At 58.5% G+C, this 18,737-nt stretch carries 16 protein-coding genes and 2 pseudogenes; 8 read left to right on the top strand and 10 right to left on the bottom strand.

All coding sequences use genetic code 11. The features are described from left to right. Position 1 precedes the first annotated feature (1 nt). The 6 genes from ACFQEY_RS04575 to ACFQEY_RS04550 all read right to left on the bottom strand — a co-directional run bounded on the left by ACFQEY_RS04575 (position 2) and on the right by ACFQEY_RS04550 (position 4,974). The gene (locus ACFQEY_RS04575; protein ID WP_058365372.1) at positions 2–1,117 is read right to left on the bottom strand and encodes a TrbL/VirB6 family protein; all 1,116 of its coding nucleotides are present in this window, start codon (positions 1,115–1,117) and stop codon (positions 2–4) included. A gap of 2 nt (positions 1,118–1,119) precedes the next feature. Next, positions 1,120–1,959, bottom strand: a complete 840-nt coding sequence (locus ACFQEY_RS04570) for a hypothetical protein (RefSeq protein WP_144800180.1) — start codon at positions 1,957–1,959, stop codon at positions 1,120–1,122. Between the two features lie 3 nt (positions 1,960–1,962). Beyond that, a complete protein-coding gene (locus ACFQEY_RS04565; protein ID WP_058365974.1) occupies positions 1,963–3,699 on the bottom strand; it encodes a DUF8186 domain-containing protein in 1,737 nt (578 codons plus the stop codon). A 28-nt stretch (positions 3,700–3,727) separates the two neighbouring features. Continuing rightward, on the bottom strand, positions 3,728–4,150 hold the full coding sequence (locus ACFQEY_RS04560; protein WP_058365973.1) for a hypothetical protein: 423 nt from the start codon (positions 4,148–4,150) through the stop codon (positions 3,728–3,730). A 6-nt stretch (positions 4,151–4,156) separates the two neighbouring features. Continuing rightward, the gene (locus tag ACFQEY_RS04555) at positions 4,157–4,405 is read right to left on the bottom strand and encodes a hypothetical protein (RefSeq protein WP_058365972.1); all 249 of its coding nucleotides are present in this window, start codon (positions 4,403–4,405) and stop codon (positions 4,157–4,159) included. A 401-nt stretch (positions 4,406–4,806) separates the two neighbouring features. Next, complete coding sequence (locus ACFQEY_RS04550; RefSeq protein WP_058365971.1) at positions 4,807–4,974, bottom strand: hypothetical protein; 168 nt, start codon at positions 4,972–4,974, stop codon at positions 4,807–4,809. A gap of 237 nt (positions 4,975–5,211) precedes the next feature. Between ACFQEY_RS04550 and ACFQEY_RS04545 the strand changes: the two genes are divergently transcribed. The 6 genes and pseudogenes from ACFQEY_RS04545 to ACFQEY_RS04525 all read left to right on the top strand — a co-directional run. Then, a complete protein-coding gene (locus ACFQEY_RS04545) occupies positions 5,212–5,889 on the top strand; it encodes a metal-dependent transcriptional regulator (RefSeq protein WP_080508389.1) in 678 nt (225 codons plus the stop codon). A 128-nt stretch (positions 5,890–6,017) separates the two neighbouring features. Next, positions 6,018–7,277, top strand: a complete 1,260-nt coding sequence (locus ACFQEY_RS04540) for a multicopper oxidase domain-containing protein (protein ID WP_058365976.1) — start codon at positions 6,018–6,020, stop codon at positions 7,275–7,277. A gap of 1 nt (position 7,278) precedes the next feature. Beyond that, the gene (locus ACFQEY_RS04535; RefSeq protein WP_058365970.1) at positions 7,279–8,535 is read left to right on the top strand and encodes a ZIP family metal transporter; all 1,257 of its coding nucleotides are present in this window, start codon (positions 7,279–7,281) and stop codon (positions 8,533–8,535) included. A 24-nt stretch (positions 8,536–8,559) separates the two neighbouring features. Then, on the top strand, positions 8,560–8,982 hold the full coding sequence (locus tag ACFQEY_RS04530; RefSeq protein WP_058365969.1) for a cupredoxin domain-containing protein: 423 nt from the start codon (positions 8,560–8,562) through the stop codon (positions 8,980–8,982). Positions 8,983–9,760: 778 nt separating this feature from the next. Next, positions 9,761–9,973, top strand: a complete 213-nt coding sequence (locus ACFQEY_RS18755; protein WP_449271523.1) for a DUF7333 family protein — start codon at positions 9,761–9,763, stop codon at positions 9,971–9,973. Between the two features lie 287 nt (positions 9,974–10,260). Beyond that, positions 10,261–10,521 (top strand): annotated as a pseudogene (locus tag ACFQEY_RS04525) (HVO_A0114 family putative DNA-binding protein); the annotation flags it as partial. 556 nt (positions 10,522–11,077) lie between these two features. Here the strand turns inward: ACFQEY_RS04525 and ACFQEY_RS04520 are convergent. The 3 genes from ACFQEY_RS04520 to ACFQEY_RS04510 are packed head-to-tail and all read right to left on the bottom strand — an operon-like array spanning position 11,078 to position 15,269. Next, positions 11,078–12,865 (bottom strand): Na(+)/H(+) antiporter subunit D, encoded by a 1,788-nt coding sequence (locus tag ACFQEY_RS04520; RefSeq protein ID WP_058365967.1) that lies wholly within the window; start codon positions 12,863–12,865, stop codon positions 11,078–11,080. Then, entirely contained in the window at positions 12,862–14,943 is a 2,082-nt protein-coding gene (locus ACFQEY_RS04515) for a cation:proton antiporter (RefSeq protein ID WP_144800181.1), read from the bottom strand. The genes ACFQEY_RS04520 and ACFQEY_RS04515 overlap by 4 nt, the downstream gene beginning before the upstream one ends. Further along, entirely contained in the window at positions 14,940–15,269 is a 330-nt protein-coding gene (locus tag ACFQEY_RS04510; RefSeq protein ID WP_058365394.1) for a hypothetical protein, read from the bottom strand. Before ACFQEY_RS04510 ends, ACFQEY_RS04515 begins: the two co-directional genes overlap by 4 nt. A gap of 495 nt (positions 15,270–15,764) precedes the next feature. Between ACFQEY_RS04510 and artA the strand changes: the two genes are divergently transcribed. Both artA and ACFQEY_RS04500 read left to right on the top strand, forming a co-directional pair. Continuing rightward, complete coding sequence (gene artA / locus ACFQEY_RS04505; RefSeq protein ID WP_241659218.1) at positions 15,765–16,088, top strand: archaeosortase A; 324 nt, start codon at positions 15,765–15,767, stop codon at positions 16,086–16,088. 605 nt (positions 16,089–16,693) lie between these two features. Next, positions 16,694–17,167, top strand: a pseudogene (locus ACFQEY_RS04500) (S49 family peptidase). A gap of 16 nt (positions 17,168–17,183) precedes the next feature. Here ACFQEY_RS04500 and ACFQEY_RS04495 read toward each other — a convergent pair. Further along, positions 17,184–18,737: heavy metal translocating P-type ATPase (locus ACFQEY_RS04495; protein WP_379765153.1), on the bottom strand; the 1,554-nt coding region annotated here is incomplete at its 5' end.

Here is an 18,737-nt window from a genome sequence, read left to right as displayed (position 1 = left end):
GTTAGTGGATTCCTCGATCAAACTCCATTCCACGATCAGTGCTCGATGCCTCTGTCGTTGCTCCGCTTGGATCGTTCTCAGTCCGGCGATATGAAGGAGGATCGCTGTCCCCGCCGCTGTGGCCTCCTCGAGCAGCTGCTTTCTGTGCGACAGCGTGACCAGCAGCCGCTTTTGGCCCCCATCGTGCTGCCGTCGTCGCGACGCCAGCACCGCCGACATACGCACCGGCTGCGACACCGCCGACGAGGGCAGCTCCCTTCGTCGCACCACCTACGACCTTGGCAGTCAACGGAGTCGCGTACTTGAACGTCTTCCAGGTTATGTAGAGCGCAACCAGTGGTAGAGAAGCAGCAACTAGGAACTTGAGAAAGGCAGTCTCAGGAGTGAGCGTCCCGCCACCGTATATCAGGTCATAGCCTTTGAATACTATCGATGCTGGTAGTGGTAGGACGGCAAGGGGGACAAACCGCTTGCAGAACCCCATGGCGATATCAGAGACAATTGGTATATTTCCATACCCAAGGGCGATCGCAATCGGCATTCCGTAGAGATAGACATAGAGGAGAATCTCACGGATGTAAAACAGGGCCTCTAGTGCCCACATTGAGATGCCTCCGATCAGCGCAAACAACAGCGATAACCCAGGATTGGTCAGCGTCACGCTGAGGAATCCCAACATAGCGTTACGAAGCGAAGCCATACCGGGCATCAGAGCAATCGAGAATCCATCAACAATGTAGAGCGTGAGGACACCGACCCAATACCAGACAATAATCAGAAACGCACCAACCCACGCAGTTTTCTTTGTTTTCCTCGCTTCGTATGCACTACCGATATTGAATATTCGGATGGTATGACGCCCTTGTACGCTCATCACGAGCAGCAGCAACGCGATGAGCATTATTTCGCCACCGACGAGTGCATCCTGAATCGTTGACCAGGGTGCGTTCGTCGGTTCCCCGAAGACGAATGCTCCATCCGTCTGAGGAGTGGGGGTCCCAAACATCTCCTCGGTGAGCTTGTTGTATCCCGTCGTCAGGCCATCCATGAAGAGGCCGATAATCCAGTCAACGACGTCTTTGAACCCCTCTAAGACAACGTCGATTAGATCAACCATGATCAAGCCTCACTGATTGTGATTTCGCAGTTTTGCATTTCGTCAGAGTCAGTGTACTCTACATTGTACGATTTTGTGACTTCTTGGCCAATGACTCGAGTTTCTAACCCGACCGTGAACTTCCCACTGTTTCCATCAGTCGAACAGCCCATACCCTCGTCACCAATTTCCGAACCGAATGGGAATGAATCACTGAAGAGATCTACTGTCTCACCTGCTGGAATCACAACGCTGTCTTTTTCATAGATTCCACTTCCGCGGGGATCTTCGACAGGGTTAGGGACATCTCCAGTAAACCGGAGCTCAACGACCGCATCTGGTCCGTTCCCGGAGTTCTGAATAGTAACAAATGCCTCTCCATTCTTCTTCGAGTCAGTTTTGCTTTCACCGTAGACCTCATCCCATGGCTTGTCAGGATTGTTTCGGTAGAGTCCAACGTCTCGAATCTGGATTGCCGGTTCGATACTCCTCGTAATTTCTACGACTGTCTCCTCACCTTTCAGAGCGACCACGCGGTACTCTCCGGGCTCGTACGTGGTTCCGATCTCGTACGATACCTGTTGGGCCCCTGCGGCCACGTCACGCTTTCCGAACAGCTCTCCATTAGGTTGGATGAGGTTGACCTGGTCGACGTCGGCTTCGGGCGAGAGCTCGACGACGAGTGTCGTCCCGTCGACAGCGACTCGCTTGAGTGGCCCCTTGCTCTCTGAATCGGTTGTCCCGTCACCGGGAGTTCCGGAGCTATCACCGTTGTTCAGACAGCCAGCCACGCTCACAAGCGCGGCGCCTGCGACTGTTCGGAGGGCGTTTCGCCTACTGATGTGTGGGTAATTCTGTGTCATGGGCTATGGATCTTGTTGGAAGATGTCTTCTGGGCCGAGCATCCGGAGGAGACGGCGTCCCGCGTAGAACATTACGAAGAAGGGAATGAACTGCCAGCCGACCTCGAAGATGAACGCGAACCAGCCGTCGATGGTTCCGAGTGGATGCCACCGGGCGGTCGCCGTATCACTCACGTAGGCCGGATTGTGTCCGAGCCACGACCCTGGATGATACCGAGCGGTGTAGATACCGGGTTCAGTGATCGTCACGATGGCTACGCCAGAGGCGTTGGTCTCGACCTCCCGATTGGCGATGGTGATGTAGCCATCACGTGAGATGCCACCGATAGGATACCGGCGGGCGCTATCGTTGAGGACGATCGGTGCGCCAGTCTGGTTGTCACGTAGCTCAATCCGAAGCGTCGCCTGTGATTCGTTTTGCTGGAGAACCTCGACGGTGAGATTGCTACGACGAAGTTGCCGTTCAGAACCGGCATCGGGCTCGACGATAGACGCGTTCACACCGCGAACGATGCCTGCGACGTGGAGTGCTTCTCTGTCGACGTTCTCGGCGCGGACGGCGACACCGTACGTCGTCTCGTAGGACTGATTTACGATCTCGACGTTGACGTTCTCGCCGATAGTCTCCAGCGGGGAGGGGCGTTCCGTTCCCCAGGTGTCGATGATTTTGGGGCCGTCCCGGACGGGCTCAGCTCGTGGTCCGATTCGGGACGGATACGCGTGGACGTACACGGGGATCGCATCGGACTCGACTTCGGCGCTGTCGGTTCGGTTCGACCTGACGAGCGTATCCCAGTTGGTGTTGCGGGCCGTGTAAAACCGCCAGACACCGCGTACGCTCGCGTTCCCCTCGTCGGTGAGTGTGTACCCTTGCCACGGACGAGACTGGAAGATAGCCACGCCAGCATCGCCGTTGGGGTACTCGGCGTAGTAGGGGTACGCAGAGAGGTCGTATATCTCGACATCGACCGAGTCCGAAACGTTTCGCGTCTCCTCACGATAGACGACGTCGACGTTGGTTCCGCCGCCCACGTCGGTCCGTATCGTCTTCTTCAGCCGAACGTGGATCTCTGCTTCGAGAGTGAGGGTTGCACTCCAGTCGTCGGTGATCTGGTAGTTGATGGCCGGCGTGTGCGACCCATCAGTCCTCGCGATGGTCTCCCCGTCTTTCTGCAGCCGAACTTCCTCGATCTCGTGTTCCGTAAGCGACCACTCGATGGTCCTGTTCCCGGAGGAACTCCCATTTGGAACACGGACCCGGTAATCGACGAACCCACGCATCGTCCCATTCGGTGCGATGTAGAGTGGGGTATCACCGGACTCGAGGTGACCACGAGTCGACGGCTGAACCGCAAACACTGTCGCATGGGCGTCTTCGATGAAGACACCGTCTTCGAGGGATGCGTGAGGCGGATGAACTGACGTATCTGACCCACCGGCTTCGAGGTCGCCGAAATCGTTTCGAGTCCACGTTGCGGCGGTTGAAGGCGGCCGCTTGAACGTGATGTCTGTCCCATTCGCGAGCTGATGGACGGACGTGCGGTCCTCTCCGTAGCGCTGGCGGTACTCTTCTTGACTGATATAGTTATCCGCATCGCGAGACCAGAGCGTCGCTGACTCGTTCTCAGAAAGGCCGTTCCCCTCAGTACCCGGGCGTGGTGGATCGGCTGCGACGACACCCGTGACTAGGCTCGTCACGAACAGGGCGGCCATGAGCACGGAGAGCTCTCGTTGTTCCATGGGCTCGCGACGGGGATGGTAGAGTGACTTACCAGGGGACGAGGTCAACACACTGTGCCAGCGGCAGCCCCATCATCGACCCCGCAACGGTGTACAGCGGGCCGAGAACAACGAGGACGACGGCGGACTTCATCGCCGAGCGCTTGTGGCGCTTGAGGCCCTTCTTTTGCTCAGGGTTCAGGGTGAACATCTCGATGAGGGAGTCGGCCTGCCAGACCACGGCAAGGCCGACGATGCCGAGTCCAGTGGTCAGCTGGAAGAAGCCCTCAATCATACTCGGTAGGTTGTCCGCGCTGCAAACAGCGCTGGTCTGTGCTGCGACGGGCTGGACAGCGAACAGACTCAACAGCGCAACTGTAAGGACGGCTTGTCTGGAGACTTTGCTCACTGCCGTGGACTGACTGTCAGTGCGATTCTCAGGCGTCTCGGAGGGTGTACTGTCCTGTGACATTGCGGGTTATTCCTCTGCGTCTTCGACGAGTGTCTTCAGATCGGCGTACCGATTGGTCTCGTCGACGATTTCTTCTTTCGTGTGGCCCAGCTCGCGAGCCCGTTCGAGGAGGTCACGGAGGTCGTCGGGGTCGACGTCGCGGACTTCCATTTCCTCGCGGAGGGTGCGGCGATAGAGGGCGGAAGCGTTGATGTGGTCGTTCCACATCAGGTACAGGTCATCGATGTCTTCGATGGTAACTGACCGAGTTATCATACGTGCGAGTATGGGTATGCACCAACGGAGTCGTGGTACACATTATGGGAAAATTTGGTGAGGAATAAATATTTTCTGTATATGGAGAATGTTGCTAATCTATGAATGTCTCGGGGGTATTTGGCCCGAAGATAACATCGAACCATCTTAACCAACAGCACAGGTGAGATATTGGGTTTCGTTGGTTAATTCTTCGTGAGCGAACTTGTCATTCTAACTCTTTGATCTCACCATCTCTATCGACGACGAGTTCGCGGAGCTTCGCAAGTCGGTCTTGTCCCACTTGAAAAATCTCCTCTCCATCCGAGATCGAAATCTCACCGGTTTCCAGCTGCTCGATCAGCGTCTTGATTCGCTCGACGTCGTCCGCGATCTCTGTGTCGACCTCGCGAAATCCGGAGCTACAGGTCGCGGAGATGGACCGTCTTCCTGTCGTTCGATTCGGCACGCTCGGCGGCGTCATCGAGGAGATCGGCGACCTCCTCGTTGAGGGAGTTGTAGAAATCGGCCGAGACGTTGTGGTCCGACAGTGCATCCTTCACAGCTGCTTTGACGATCAGGTCTGACATTTTATGGTGAACTTTGCTTGTCCGCTATATATAGGTTCGAAGTTTTTCATGCAGGATTCCGGCCCTTGTACTGCCGGAACGCCTTTAGACATCAGAGAGATGGTATTCAACCCTCAAGCAAGGAAACAAACGGATACACGATCTAACCGAATTCTAGCGAGACACCATTGATAATTGACACTCCAAGTAACACAGATGAAGAAAATTATAAATTTAGCCATGTCTAATTCTTTTCCAATGTTGAGCGCGATCATGGAGGACTATCTCAAAGCGATCTATTCTCTTCAGAACGAAACAGACGGCCGGGTACGAACTTCGGTGCTCGCTGAGTATATCGACGTAGAGCAATCGACGGTTACCAGTATGATGAAAAAATTATCAGAGCGTGATTTCGTGCAGTACGAGCCCTACAAGGGAGTTGAGCTCACTGATACTGGGGTTCCTATTGCTCTCGAAATCATTCGCCATCACCGACTGTTAGAACGATATCTGACGGACCACCTCGAGTATGATTGGGCAGAGGTACACGACGAAGCAGATCGCCTCGAACACCACATCAGCAGTAAGTTTGCCGACCGGATTGCAGAGCAGCTAGGACAACCAGCGGTTGACCCGCATGGCGACCCAATTCCCACCGCGGATCTGGATGTATCGGGAGCAAAGGATGGTGAACGTCTTGCTGATCATCAAGTGGGTGACAGCGTTCAGATCGTACGGGTTCCGGACACCGATCCAGATCTCCTCCGGTACCTGTCCAAACATGGGATTCATCCCGGAACTGTCGTAGATGTTGTCGAGATTGCGCCATTCGGAATGGTCACACTTGACCCTGATAACGGAGATGGTCCGGTTGCGCTACCCGAAGAAGTCGCACGTTCCATATCCACCCAATCTCTCACACAGAGTTCTCACTGAGAAGCTCGGAAGTCTGCTAGTCCATTTTTAGTTTAGATCTACTCAAAGTTTAGATGGGTCTAATTTATATATTGGGATCATCCACTATCACATATGGGTATCCGAATAGTCAACCCGTCGAGGAGATCATGCCCTCGATAGATTACGAGAGTGCGGCAGATGTCACCAAACGACTCGAACAGCGTTTGGTTGAATCACTCACCGGTGAAACGAGCGTCAGTCGTCGCACGGTACTCGGCAGTCTTGGTGTCGCGGGAAGTGCCGCCGTTGGACTCGGGAGTTCACGTGCAAGTGCGTCACCCGGCCACGAGGGCGATGATACACACGGTAACTTCGGTGCGGTGGGCGAATACCGAGATTTGGACTTCGATCCGCACGAGTTCCTCACCGCGTTCAATACCGGAGACAGCGGGCAGGATAACGTTCCGCAGCAGGTCTACGAGGAGGATGGTCGAACCGTACGGGAGTTCGAATTCACCGCGGTCGACACAACGATCACCATCGCGCCGGGCGTCGAGTTCCAAGCGTGGGCATTCAACGGTCAGGTGCCGGGCCCCACGATCCGTGCTGTTGAGGGCGACCTAATTCGCGTCAAATTCACGAACCTCGGACGGCACGCTCACACGATCCATCCGCATCTGAAGAACCTTAACCCGCGAATGGATGGGATCCCCCAGAACGGGCCGGGTGTGCTCGATACGGGAGAATCATTCACCTACGAGTGGATTGCCCAACCAGCCGGTACGCACTTCTATCACTGCCACTCGCTCCCGCTGAAAGAACACATCCACCGCGGACTCTACGGCACGATCATCGTCGATCCGGACCCCGAACGCGTCAGGGAGAATCCACGCGATTACGTCAATTATCCCGGCCCGATTACCGACGACATGCGGACGCGGTTCGTCGAAGAGGCGAAGAGCCGGAACCACGAGTACGCCGAAAACGACGCCGTCAACGAGATGGTCATGGTGATGAACTCGTTCGACACCAACTTCGACGGCGGGAACGAGGTCTACGCGGCGAACACACGGGCGTTCGCATACGGGGTCGGTAGTACCGACGGCACCGGCAACTGGACAGCCGGCGAGACGAAGCGTCCCATCCAGATCGACAAGAACGAACGGCAACGCGTGTACCTCTCCAATGCGACTGAGTTCGACCTCATCAACTCGTTCCACACGCACTCGCAGTTCTTCGATTACTATGATCACGGGACGACGCTGACACCGACGCGCAAGACCGTGGACACGATCATGCAGACGCAGGCGCAGCGCGGTATCATCGAGCTCGACTACTCGGACCACGAACCCGGGCTGTACATGTTCCACGCCCACCAGTCCGAGTTCGCCGAACTCGGCTGGATGAGCTTTTTCGAGGTGGTCTAACATGCCGGATAAGACACAGAAACCGACGGCGGACAGTGGTGTATCTACTGAAAACGAGGTCACACAGCCGCTCGGACTACCGCGATGGGTCAGCGCGATACTTCCGATCGTATTGCTCGTGCTCGTCTTGGGTGTGTTCGCGTTTACGTCACCACTCGCCAGTATTCAGAGCGAGAGCGGTGAACCGCTTCCCGACGTGACGATCACACACACAACGCTTCCGAGCGACGGAACGGTCGTGTTACACGTAACGAACAACGGGCCCGATTCCGTGACGATAGCACAGGTCCTCGTCGATGAGGCCTACTGGAATTTTCAGGTCGAAGGAGCCGGTGGCGACCAAACGCTCGCCCCGATGGAAAGCGCACAGATCGTGATCCCGTATCACTGGAATCCGGGATGGGATCTCAACGTCGCCCTCGTACTCTCTGACGGGGCGACATTCGAGAATACGATCGTCGCTCCGAATCAGGCACCCGGATTTAGCCTCAGTCTGCTCTGGACGCTTGCAGTCATCGGGCTGTTCGTCGGCGTGATCCCGGTCGCATTAGGGATGCTCTGGTTCCCCTACATCAAGACGATGAGCGATCGGTGGCTGCACGCCGTGCTCTTGTTCGCGGCTGGCGTCCTCGGCTTCTTGGCGTTCGACGCCGGGTTCGAGGCGTTCGAACTTGCTCAACGGGTTCCGGGCGCGTACGAGGGCAACCTCTTGGTCGTCTTCGGGATCCTCGGCGCACTCACTCTCGTTCAGGCAATCAGCGCGTGGCGCAAGGGCCGTGTCGCCGCCGGTGACAGTCGGGCGAGTAGCGGTCTCTGGATCGCCTATCTGGTCGCGGTCGGGATCGGCCTGCACAACCTCGCGGAAGGGCTGGCGATCGGGAGTTCGTTCGCACTCGGGCGTGTGTCGCTCGGCGCGTTCCTCGTGATCGGGTTCATGCTCCACAACGTGACGGAAGGCCCGGCCGTCGTTGCACCGGTCGCCCGCGGAGAGCGCCCGTCGTTCAGGCACTTCGCCGCGCTCGGTGTCATCGCCGGTGCCCCCGTCATCCTCGGCGGGTGGATCGGTAGTCTCGCGTACTCACCGACGATCGGCGCCTTCTTCCTCGCGATCGGGGTTGGTGCAATCTTACAGGTCAACTGGGAGATCGCGGGAATGGTTCGGGATGCAGGCGGTCGCGTGGCCAGCGCCACGAACCTGCTCGCGTTCCTGCTCGGCCTCGGCGTGATGTACGTGACCGACCTCTTCGTGGCGCTCTGATAGGCACCACTCATCTCTGTTCCAATGACACTCAAATTCCACAATCGACGGACGGTGTTGCGACTCAGTACTGCCGCCTTGGCGACGCTCAGCACCGCCGGATGTTTGAACGGACAGTCACCGTCGACCCTGACCGTCACGATGCCCGACGATCACACGTTTGAGCCGAAGACTGCGACGATCGAAACCGGTGGGACAGTGATGTGGACGAACGAGAGCGACATCCAGCACACGGTCACAGCGTACGAAGGCGGGATTCCGGCCGAGGCCGTGTACTTCGCAAGTGGTGGCTTCGAGTCAGAGCGTGCTGCGAGGAACCGGGTTACTGAGGGACTCATCGCCCCGGGAGAGAACTACGAGCACACGTTCGATCAACCCGGAACGTACGGGTACTGTTGTATTCCGCATGAAAGTTCTGGAATGGTTGGGACAATTCGGGTAGAATAAATGGCAATAGCGGGCTCAGAACCATGTTAGTATTTCGATGACGAAATATTCCTATTCATGTCAACTAGAGTTTAGATTTTCAAATTCCAAGCGAAACCGAAACCATAGAAAAGAATCACTCTCTACCGCTGGCGTTACCCGGTGTTGTCTCACTACTGATCCTCACCGGTGAAGATCGAGACGGCCAGTCGTTAGAAACGGATGCCCAAATTAGTCTGAGGTATCTTCTGGCGATCCACTCCGTGGCACGGCTGCTCCTTCGTATTCCATTCGATCAGAACTGTTAGTAGGTGGTGACGCGCTCAAAACAGAGATGGTGCTGGTGTAGTTCTCGAATCATCTTCGTGTTCGATCGTGCTATGAAGTACCTGATACATAGAGGTAGTCAATCAAAATAGGTTCACTAACGAGGTGCGAATCCGGGAGAGAATTCCCTCAGACTGTTGTTGAACAGTATGCTGGTCTGAGGAAGTATTGGGTGTATCGGTGGTTTTGGGCACTGACGTCTCACTTTCCTCATCGGAGTGTTCTTCTCCATAGGCGTTACAGTAAATACACATAGTACAAAGAAGGTGTCCAATCATATAAATATATTTGGTGATAGTATAAAATACATCTGGACAGCTTGATCAAGTCGCGAGAGAACTATTACAATACCAAGAAGTACAACGAATCCCAAACTACCGTGTCTTGTTGGCGCGCTTCTCTGATAGGGTTTCGTTCGGAAGAATACCCGTCCTAAAATGTCGACAGCCGAGACATCGGAAACAACCTGTGATTGAGTTTGAGTAACAAACTGGAGAAGGAATTCAATACAACGAAAACGGTGATCACGTTCGTGGCCCTGCTCGCCATCATTATTGATGAGACGATTATGTATCCGATGACCACCAGTATAGTCATGATGGCGAGTGTCGGCCTCATCGTGTTCGGAGTCCTTACACCTCTTCTCGGGACCAAACACGGTGAGTATCGAGCAAACCGTACCTAGGTCTGCGTTTGAGATGGGGGAAACACAGAGTTCAACTTTGTATGTATATTAAACATTGGTAGTGAATGAGCGATTTATAGCAGCCGAGTTAATAAACTTGTAGCGGCTAGTGATGATCTCACCTGACGACGATTCCCACGACAGGAAGTGGTGAATCAATAGATCATACCCCTGAACACGAAGAGGGGTCTCACGAGCCTAGTCACAGGCATGACCACGACCATGCCGATCCGAGCACGCTCAACACGCAGAACGGGGCGTCAAAAACGGTTTCCCACCGCTCGAACATGGGGACGCTGACCCCGCGCGTCCTCGATCTCATCGAAGCCATCCGTCGGGAAGAGCCATCCAGCATCAACGAGACCGCACGGGTTGTCAACCGGGACGTGAAGAACGTCCACGAGGAACTCAGTCGGCTCGCCCAGTTGGGCATCATCTTCTTTGAAGAAGACGGCCAGAGTAAACGTCCGGTCGTCTGGTTTGACGAACTCGTCATCAACCTCCCGTTTGATCCGGAAGCCGGTGACACCGCAACCGTCGCACCGTAAGGCCCGGCGAGTTTATACCATATCGAAAGTTGCAATTTGAAATTCGAATAACCCTTATATCGGCTTCGTTGAAACATGCTGCGAGTAATACTGTTGACCCACTCGCGGCCATTACAGTCACGCTCTATATACGAAGGGAGGACACGAGTATATGTATCAGTGGCGGCGAAAGTCACCTACCAGAAGATGATGGCAGGCAGTCAGAATTCAAACAGACTAGATATGCGGCATACGGTATGGAAGACCGTATGCTACAGCAAGTGACGCGGATCTACGACAACCGATCACGGAACAAGACGAGCTACGAGAATTTCCGGGACGTATGTGCTCTGACAACGACGCCACCGATGCCAATTCGCTGGTCTACGTCGGCGTTTTCTGCGTGAGTATGACCTCGGTTTTGTTCATGCGCTACACCAGCGCAGAGAGCGGCGAAATGTTCGGATTCGTGGTTCCGTTCATCAGCGTGATCGTCTTCCTCTCGCTCAGCGAACAGGATCGGCGAATTGTCGAAGAGGACGAGTGAGATGCACGAACCGGCGGCTCAACTCTCTCGCTACCCGAGCAGGAACACGAGCAGCGCGACACCAGCCGCGAGCGTCAAGAAGAGGACGCTCCGACCGATGCCCGCCCGGATCTCGACGTCGGCGCCGAGCGCCGAGACGGCCGCTCGCGGGTGCGTCGCGGTCCGCTTGACGCCGGCGACCAGCCGCATCACGACGCGGTCGACGGCAGCCCACAGCTCCGTGACGCCCCAGACTGTTCCCCGGCTCAGGTAGAATGCGGCCGGGTACGTCACCGCGTCGACGTCGCGCATATGGTGGGCGAGCCAGCCGAGCGGGCGCTTCAGCGCGAAGAAGCCGACGAAGCCGGTCACGAGTAGCGCCGCGCTCTCCGTCAGGTGGCTCGCGCTGTACGGGTGCAGTTCCGGCGCGACCGCGGCAGTGAACGGCATCAGTTCGACGAGGTAACCGTAGGTGAGCGGCGTGCCGAAGAAGACACAGGCGCCGCCCGCCAGGAGCATCCCCGCCGTCTGGAACGGCGTCGCGTCTTTCGGCGATAGCGTCGCCGACCCGTGAAAGAACATATAGTAGCCGAGCTTGATGAACGACATGAACGTCCCCACGCCGCCGAGGATCAGCAGCCACCACAGCAGCCCTTGGCCGAACAGCAGCTCGAAGTTGTGGACCTCGTGGGCGGAGGAGATCACCATCCCCTTCGAAATGAACCCGTTGAACCCCGGAACGGCGGTAATCGAGGCCGCACCCACGAGGTAGACGAGAAAGGTGATCGGCATCTCCCGCCAGAGTCCGCCCATGTCCCTGATGTCCTCGACGCCGGTACGGTAGACGACGACACCGACTGCCATGAACAGGAGGCTCTTGTAGAGGACGTTGTTGAACAGGTGCGCGAACCCGCCGGTGACGGCGAACTCGCCGACAGCAGTCGCGAGCCCGAGTCCGGCGAGCATGTAGCCGACCTGCGCCTGGATGTGGTACGACAGCAGGCGACGCGGATCGTACTGCAGCAGCGCGAAGAACGCGCCGTAGACGGCCATGAACCCGCCGAGATACGCGAGCCACATCCCGCCCTCCGGGAACGCACGGTACATCACGTACACCGCGGTCTTCGTCGTGAACACCGAGAGGAACACCGACGCCGCGACGTGCGGGCGCGGGTAGGTGTCCGGCAGCCACGTGTGCAGGAAGATGAACCCGCAGTTGACGCCGATCCCGATCGCGGCGAGTAGCGTCGCGGAGGCGTGGATCCCGGTCGTCGACGAGAACAGGAATATCTCGCCGGCCGGCACGCTCCCGAGCATCGCCGCGCCGTGGACGACGACCGCGCCGAGGAAGAATGTCCCGCCGATGCCGTGGAACAGCGCGTAGCGGTAGCCGGCCCGCACCGCTTCCCCGCCGTACTGCCACACCAGCAGCGTCGAGGTGACGGCCATCAGCTCCCAGAAGAAGATCAGGGTGAGCCAGTCGCCGGCGTAGATCGTCCCGATCGTCGAGGCGACGTAGATGAGCGCGAACGCAGTCACCCACGTGGGCGCCTCGGTGCCGTACGCGTACAGCACCGCCGCGGTCGCGAGGAAGCCGACGACGACCCCCATCAAAAGCGAGAACTGATCGACGTTGAAGAAGACCACGTCGAAGCCGAGGAACTGTGTCGCGAGGTACGTCCCCGCGCCGCCGTCGCCGAGCAGGACGGCCTGCGCGAAGGTGAACGCCGTCGCCAGCGCGGCCACTGCGTGACCGGACCGGCGCGGGAGCGCGAGCACGGCGAGGGCGGCGAAGGCGAGCAGCACGTACGGAGGCACCGAGGTGAGAATCGGGTTCACGGCCGCATCATCCCCTCGGGGAGTCGCGTGTCGACGATGAGCTCGATCAGCTCCAGGAAGCCCATCTCGTAGGGTATCACGCCGAGCAGCACCGCGAGGCTCATCGCGGTGAGGATCGGCCCGAGTGTGAACCACGTGGACTCGCCCCCGCAGAGGGCGTCGAGCCCCGCGATGTGCTCCCAGTCGCTCGCGGGCGGCCCGCCCGCGTGGCCGTGGTTGTCGTGGTCTGCGTGATCGTCATGGCTCGTGTCGTGGGCATCATGCCCTGTCTCATCGCCTCCGTCATCGCCGTCGCCGCGCCCCACGCCAAACGGAACGTCGGCGTCGGAGGGGCGCTGGTCGACCGCGTAATCGCCGGTGTCGACGCGCTCTGCGGGCTCGGAGAAGTCCCGGTCGCTCGTGTCGAAGTCCGGGCATACCACGCCGTCTTCGTCGGTCGGGAGGTCGTCCATCTCCGCGTCGGGGATGTCCGAGTCGTCCGGGACATCGGCGTCGTCGCCCGTGGACTCCGCTCCCTCGGCATCGATTGCCGAGTCGCCCTCGGCACTCTCGACGACCTCGTCGACGTCGGGGTCGTCGTCGTTACAAGCGTCAACGTCGTCGTCGGCATCCTTCGGACGGCCCCCATCGGTCGCCGGCAGCGTCGACCGCGTCTCGCCGCCCATCCGGAAGTCGACGAGCGGCTTCGCGTCGTGGGCGTCCTCCGCCTCGAAGAAGGCCGTGTAGATCACCGGCCAGAAGTACGCGATGTTGAGCACGCCGGAGAGCAGCAGCGCGCCGACGAGGTAGTAGGCGACCGGGGTCAGCCGAGCGCCCATCCGAATCCCGCCGATCAGCATGTAGTACTTGCTGACGAACCCGGCCAGCAGCGGGATTCCGGCCATCCCGAGCGAGGCGACCGTAAAGGCCCCCATCGTCAGGGGCATCCGCTTGCCGATCCCCGCCATCTCGGAGATGTAATCGGTGTGCGTCGAGACGTGGAGGTTCCCGGCACAGAAGAACAGGGTGAGCTTCATGAACGCGTGCGCCGGGATGTGCAGCAGCGCGCCGACGAGCCCGTACCAGCCGTACAGGCCGAGTCCGAGGATGATGTAGCTCAGCTGGCTCACCGTCGAGTAGGCGAGCCGCTGTTTCAGGTGGTCCTTCCGCAGGGCGATGATCGAGGCCGCCGTCAGCGTGATCGCTCCGATGGTCGAGAGGACGAGTCCGGCCGAGAAGCCGAACGGGAGCGAGAGGTCGAAGACGAGTTCTGGGCCGAACACGTCGAGGACGACCCGCGAGACGCCGAACGCCCCGGACTTGACGACCGCGACCGCATGCAGCAGCCCGGAAACGGGCGTCGGTGCGACCATCGCCTCGGGGAGCCACTGGTGGAGCGGCATGATCCCGGCCTTCACGCCGAACCCGATCGCGAGCAGGAAGAAGGCGAGCATCGCGAGGCCGGGGTCGGCGTTCGCCAGTTCCTCGATGCCGCCGGCCGTGAACGAGACGTTGCCGGCGATGAGGTAGACGAGGGCGGTCCCGGCGAGGACGAGCACGCCGCCGCCGAACATCGTGTACGCGAGGTACTTCCGGCCGGCCGCGCGGGCCTCGTCGGTCTCGTCGTGGGCGACGAGCGGGTACGTCGCGATCGAGAGGAGCTCGTAGAAGACGAAGATCGTCACGAGGTTGCCCGCGAACGCGATCCCCATCGTCGCCGACAGCGACACCGCGAACGCGGCGAAGTACCGGGTCTGGTTCACCTCGTCGTTCCCGCGCATGTAGCCGATGCTGTAGAAGGAGGTGACGATCCACAGCCCGCTCGCGAGGAACGCGAATAGCATCCCGAGCGCGTCGGCGCGCAGGACGAACTCGATGCCGCCGGGCAGGAACGCGCCGAGCGACCACTCGAACACCGCGCCGTCGAGGACCGCCGGCAGCATCGAGGCGACGATCGCGAACTTCGTGACCGCCGCCGCGATCGTCCACCCCTCGCGGACGTTCGGGGAGCGGTGCGACGCGGCGATGAAGAACGCCGCGACGAACGAGACGAGGACGGCCAGTAGGGGGCGTAGATCGGTTATGGGTACGTCAGTCATGCGAACACCTCCATGAGGACCGGGTCGAACCACTTGAACAGCGCGTAGCCGCCGAAGCCGAGCGCGACCGCGACGAGGAACATCGCCAGTAACGCGGGCGGCACCCGATAGAGAACCAGCGAGGGACGCGGCGTGCCCTCACGGGCGCGACGGGGGACGTCGCCGTCGGCTTCACTTCCTTCGACGACAGCCTCCACGATGTGCACGACTGTCGCACGGAGGGTCGGCAACGGCTCGACGGGGACGACGATCGTCAATCGCGGATCCGAGCCGGCGTCACCGGTAGCGTTCGTGACGGGCTCGTCTGCGTCGTCGGTGTCAGTCACCCACACACCTCCGACGGGTTTAGGATCCACCGTCTCTGTGTACATGGGTATCCCTACTCGGATACTTTTCCTACCGTCCCTAAACGGTTTGTATCCCAGTCGATACGAACAGAACGACGAAAGCGCCGTCACTGATGTCGCAGCCGAGACAAGGATCCTACGCCTCCTCCACTCGCTCGAACGATACCACGAATCGGTCGGCAATCTGCCCGGCGGTGCAGTCCTTCGAGCCGGCCGCCTCCTCCGGAAGTATGCACTCATCTGCAAGCGAAGCTCGTGATCCTCGTCGTGACGCTTCTGATCTCGTACTGGTTGGCATACAAACGACGCCAATCGAGTCGCACCAATCGTCATATTGGCCGTAACTGAAGAGTGATTCATTACAATCGAACGACTGAACACCGATCTTCTGCTTAAATATCAAAGGTCACGCGGAGCATGTCCCGCGTGCCCGAACCGAGCCCCAAGGCCAACACGGTAATCAGAAGCATCAACGTGTTTCGAACCGCCTTCATTTCGATCGTCACCGGCAATCAGTTGATGGACTGGTTCTCGGAGGCGATCCTGTTTGTGTTCGGCGAAACCGACCCTCATCGGATGTCGTTTCTGATCTCCGACCGCATCATCAGCCAACTCGGGGCGGTCGTCGCGCTCATGGCGATCACCTACCTCGTCGTCCGCGAGCTCCCGGAACCGTTGACCATCCTAGAGGATATACTCTACTTGCTCACAGGTGAGGATCATGACCTCCAAGCCACTCTCGATCTCCCGCGTGAGCCCGCGGTCGAACAGCCAGAAGCGGCGACGAAAAGTGACTGAGATCCTCCCAATCACCCACGATCCGGGATGTATGATCGCATTGCTGCCACGACCTTATCGGTGACCACAGCCGTAATCGTTTCCTGCTTGCCAACGATGTGAAGACTATTTTCAGTATTGCCACCGTCTACGGGATTAATATTGGACGTTAGCCGGAGATCTGTGATCGGCACCATCGATCCTTAACCCTGCGCCAGTCTCCTAGTGCAACGTACATAGAATCTATCAAATCCCATATTTCTGGAGTTGCCACGGTTTTTTTACTTGTGTGACTCGATATCTAAACTCGTGGCGAATCCGATTGATCAACGAGTCGAGACGCTGTTGACCTCGTACACAGTTATTATTGTTGCCGCTCTTCTGATCGGTGCTGCGGTCGGTCCGACAGCCTCATTGGCGTTGTTTGAGGACGACGATCGTGGGACCGTCGCAGTGGTAACGATTGAAGGGCCGATCAGCGGCAATTCCGCGGACGATGTGACTCACGAACTACGTACAGTCCGGCAGAACAGCTCGATTGATCCAGTCGTGTTGCCCATCAACAGCGGCGGTGGGCCGTCGCGGCAAGCGAATCACAGTACCGGGCGGTCAAGCGACTTGCCCGCGTGAAGCCAGTCATTACCAGCGTCCGCAGCATCGCAGCCTCGGGAGGTTACTACACGGTGCTGCCGAGCGACGAGATCTACGTGACACCTGGAAGCCTCGTCGGGAGCGTCGGCGTACGCGCGCTAGTCCCCCAACCTGACGGAGTACCCTTGCCTATGGCGATCGGTCCTGATAAAGTCGGTGGCCTCACTAGTGACGACATCCGGGCCTAAGTAGAGACGCTCAAGCGCTCGTTCATCGATAGCGTGTACGCAGAGCGTGGCTCTCGGCTCTCACTGTCTCGAACTGATCTGAGCAACGCGAAGGTCTACTCTGGTGCTGCCGCCGTCGAGAACAGCTTGGCTGACGGGATCGGAGATAGGGAGACGGCTATAGCTGCCGCGGCAGAGGCGGCAGAGCTCGACGAATATTCGGTTGCTTACCGCTCGACGACGCCAAACCTGCGCTTCATCCCCCCAACTGGTGAATGTTAATAACCAATAAAGCTAATTACTCGTTCAGTAACGAATCTGGCTTGATTCTGGAGAGCCGCATCGCGTTGCCGGTGACACCAAGAGTCATACCAGCATCGCCGATAAGGACAGCTGCCCAGATCGGGACGAGTCCGAAGGGCACACCGAGTGCGAGGAGTCCTTTCGCACCCAGACTCGTCCAGATGTTCTGCCGGATGACGCTGTTCGCGTCGTGCGAGAGTTCGTAGAGGTACGGTAGCTTCGATAGGTCGTCGCTCATCAGTGCGATGTCTGCTGTTTCGAGAGCAGTATCCGTTCCAGCGGCACCCATCGCAATACCCACGGTCGCCGTCGCAAGCGCGGGTGCGTCGTTAACGCCGTCGCCGATCATAGCGACCCCGTCGTACTGTTCGTCGAGCTCTTTGATCGCCTCGACCTTCTCGTCGGGCAGGAGTTCTGCGCGGAACTCGTCGACGCCGACCTCCTCGGCAATCGCCCGGGCCGTACGTTCGTTGTCACCGGTAAGCATAACGATGTGCTCAACGCCGAGATCGTGGAGCCGCTGGATCGCTGCCTTCGCTCCGGGTCGAATCTCGTCGGCCACGGCGATCACGCCCTCAATCTCGTCCTCAGTCCCGACTAAGACGACAGTCTTCCCTTGTGATTGGAGTTCGGGGACCGTCCCCTCAAGAAGGTCGAGACAGTTGTTGCGCTCACACATCTGCTGACTCTTCGTCGTGACGACACCGCCGTCGGTCGTCGCGTGGACGTGTTCGAGATTGAACCCGAGTTCCTCGAAGAATCCCGGTTTCCCTGCGTAGTGTTTCTTGCCGTCGAGAGAGGCTTCGACGCCTTTCCCGGTGATACTATCGAAATCATCGACTGTCGGCGCTCCGATATCACTCTCCTCGGCGAATTCGATGATTGCATCGCCGATGGGGTGTTCCGACCGTGATTCCAGCCCGCGGGCACAGCGGAGAACATCGTCCTCACTGTTGTCGTTCAACGGGACGACGTCGGTGACGGTGAGTTCGCCTTTGGTGATCGTGCCGGTCTTGTCCATTGCAATGGCGTCCACCGCGCCCATCGCCTCGAGATGGTTGCCGCCCTTGATGAGGACACCATTCTTCGCGGCGCTGGTGATCCCCGACACCACCGAGACGGGTGTGGAAATAACGAACGCACAGGGACATGCAAGCACAAGCAGCGTGAGGCCGTAGACGATGAACGTCGGCCACGATGCCCCGAATAGGAGCGGCGGGACAACTGCAACCAGGACCGCAAAGCCGACGACGACGGGGGTGTAGTATGATGAGAACCGCTCGACGAACTGCTCGCGTTCGGTTTTGTTGGACTGTGCGTCTTCGACCATCTGGACGATGCGCGAGAGTGTGTTATCGCCCGCTTCGGAGGTGACCTCGATTTCGAGATAGCCCTGTTCGTTGATTGTGCCAGCGTACACCTCGTCACCCGGTGTCTTGTCCACTGGCACGCTCTCGCCTGTGATGGGGGCCTGGTTGACAGCACTCTCTCCGTCAAGAACCTCGCCGTCCATCGGGATTTTTTCACCCGGACGCACGACGACGACATC

This window comes from Halorubrum trueperi, from assembly GCF_042662525.1.
GTDB lineage: Archaea > Halobacteriota > Halobacteria > Halobacteriales > Haloferacaceae > Halorubrum > Halorubrum trueperi.
The sequence above is the reverse complement of the archived record's forward strand: the minus strand, read 5'-3'. Positions and strand labels throughout refer to the sequence as shown.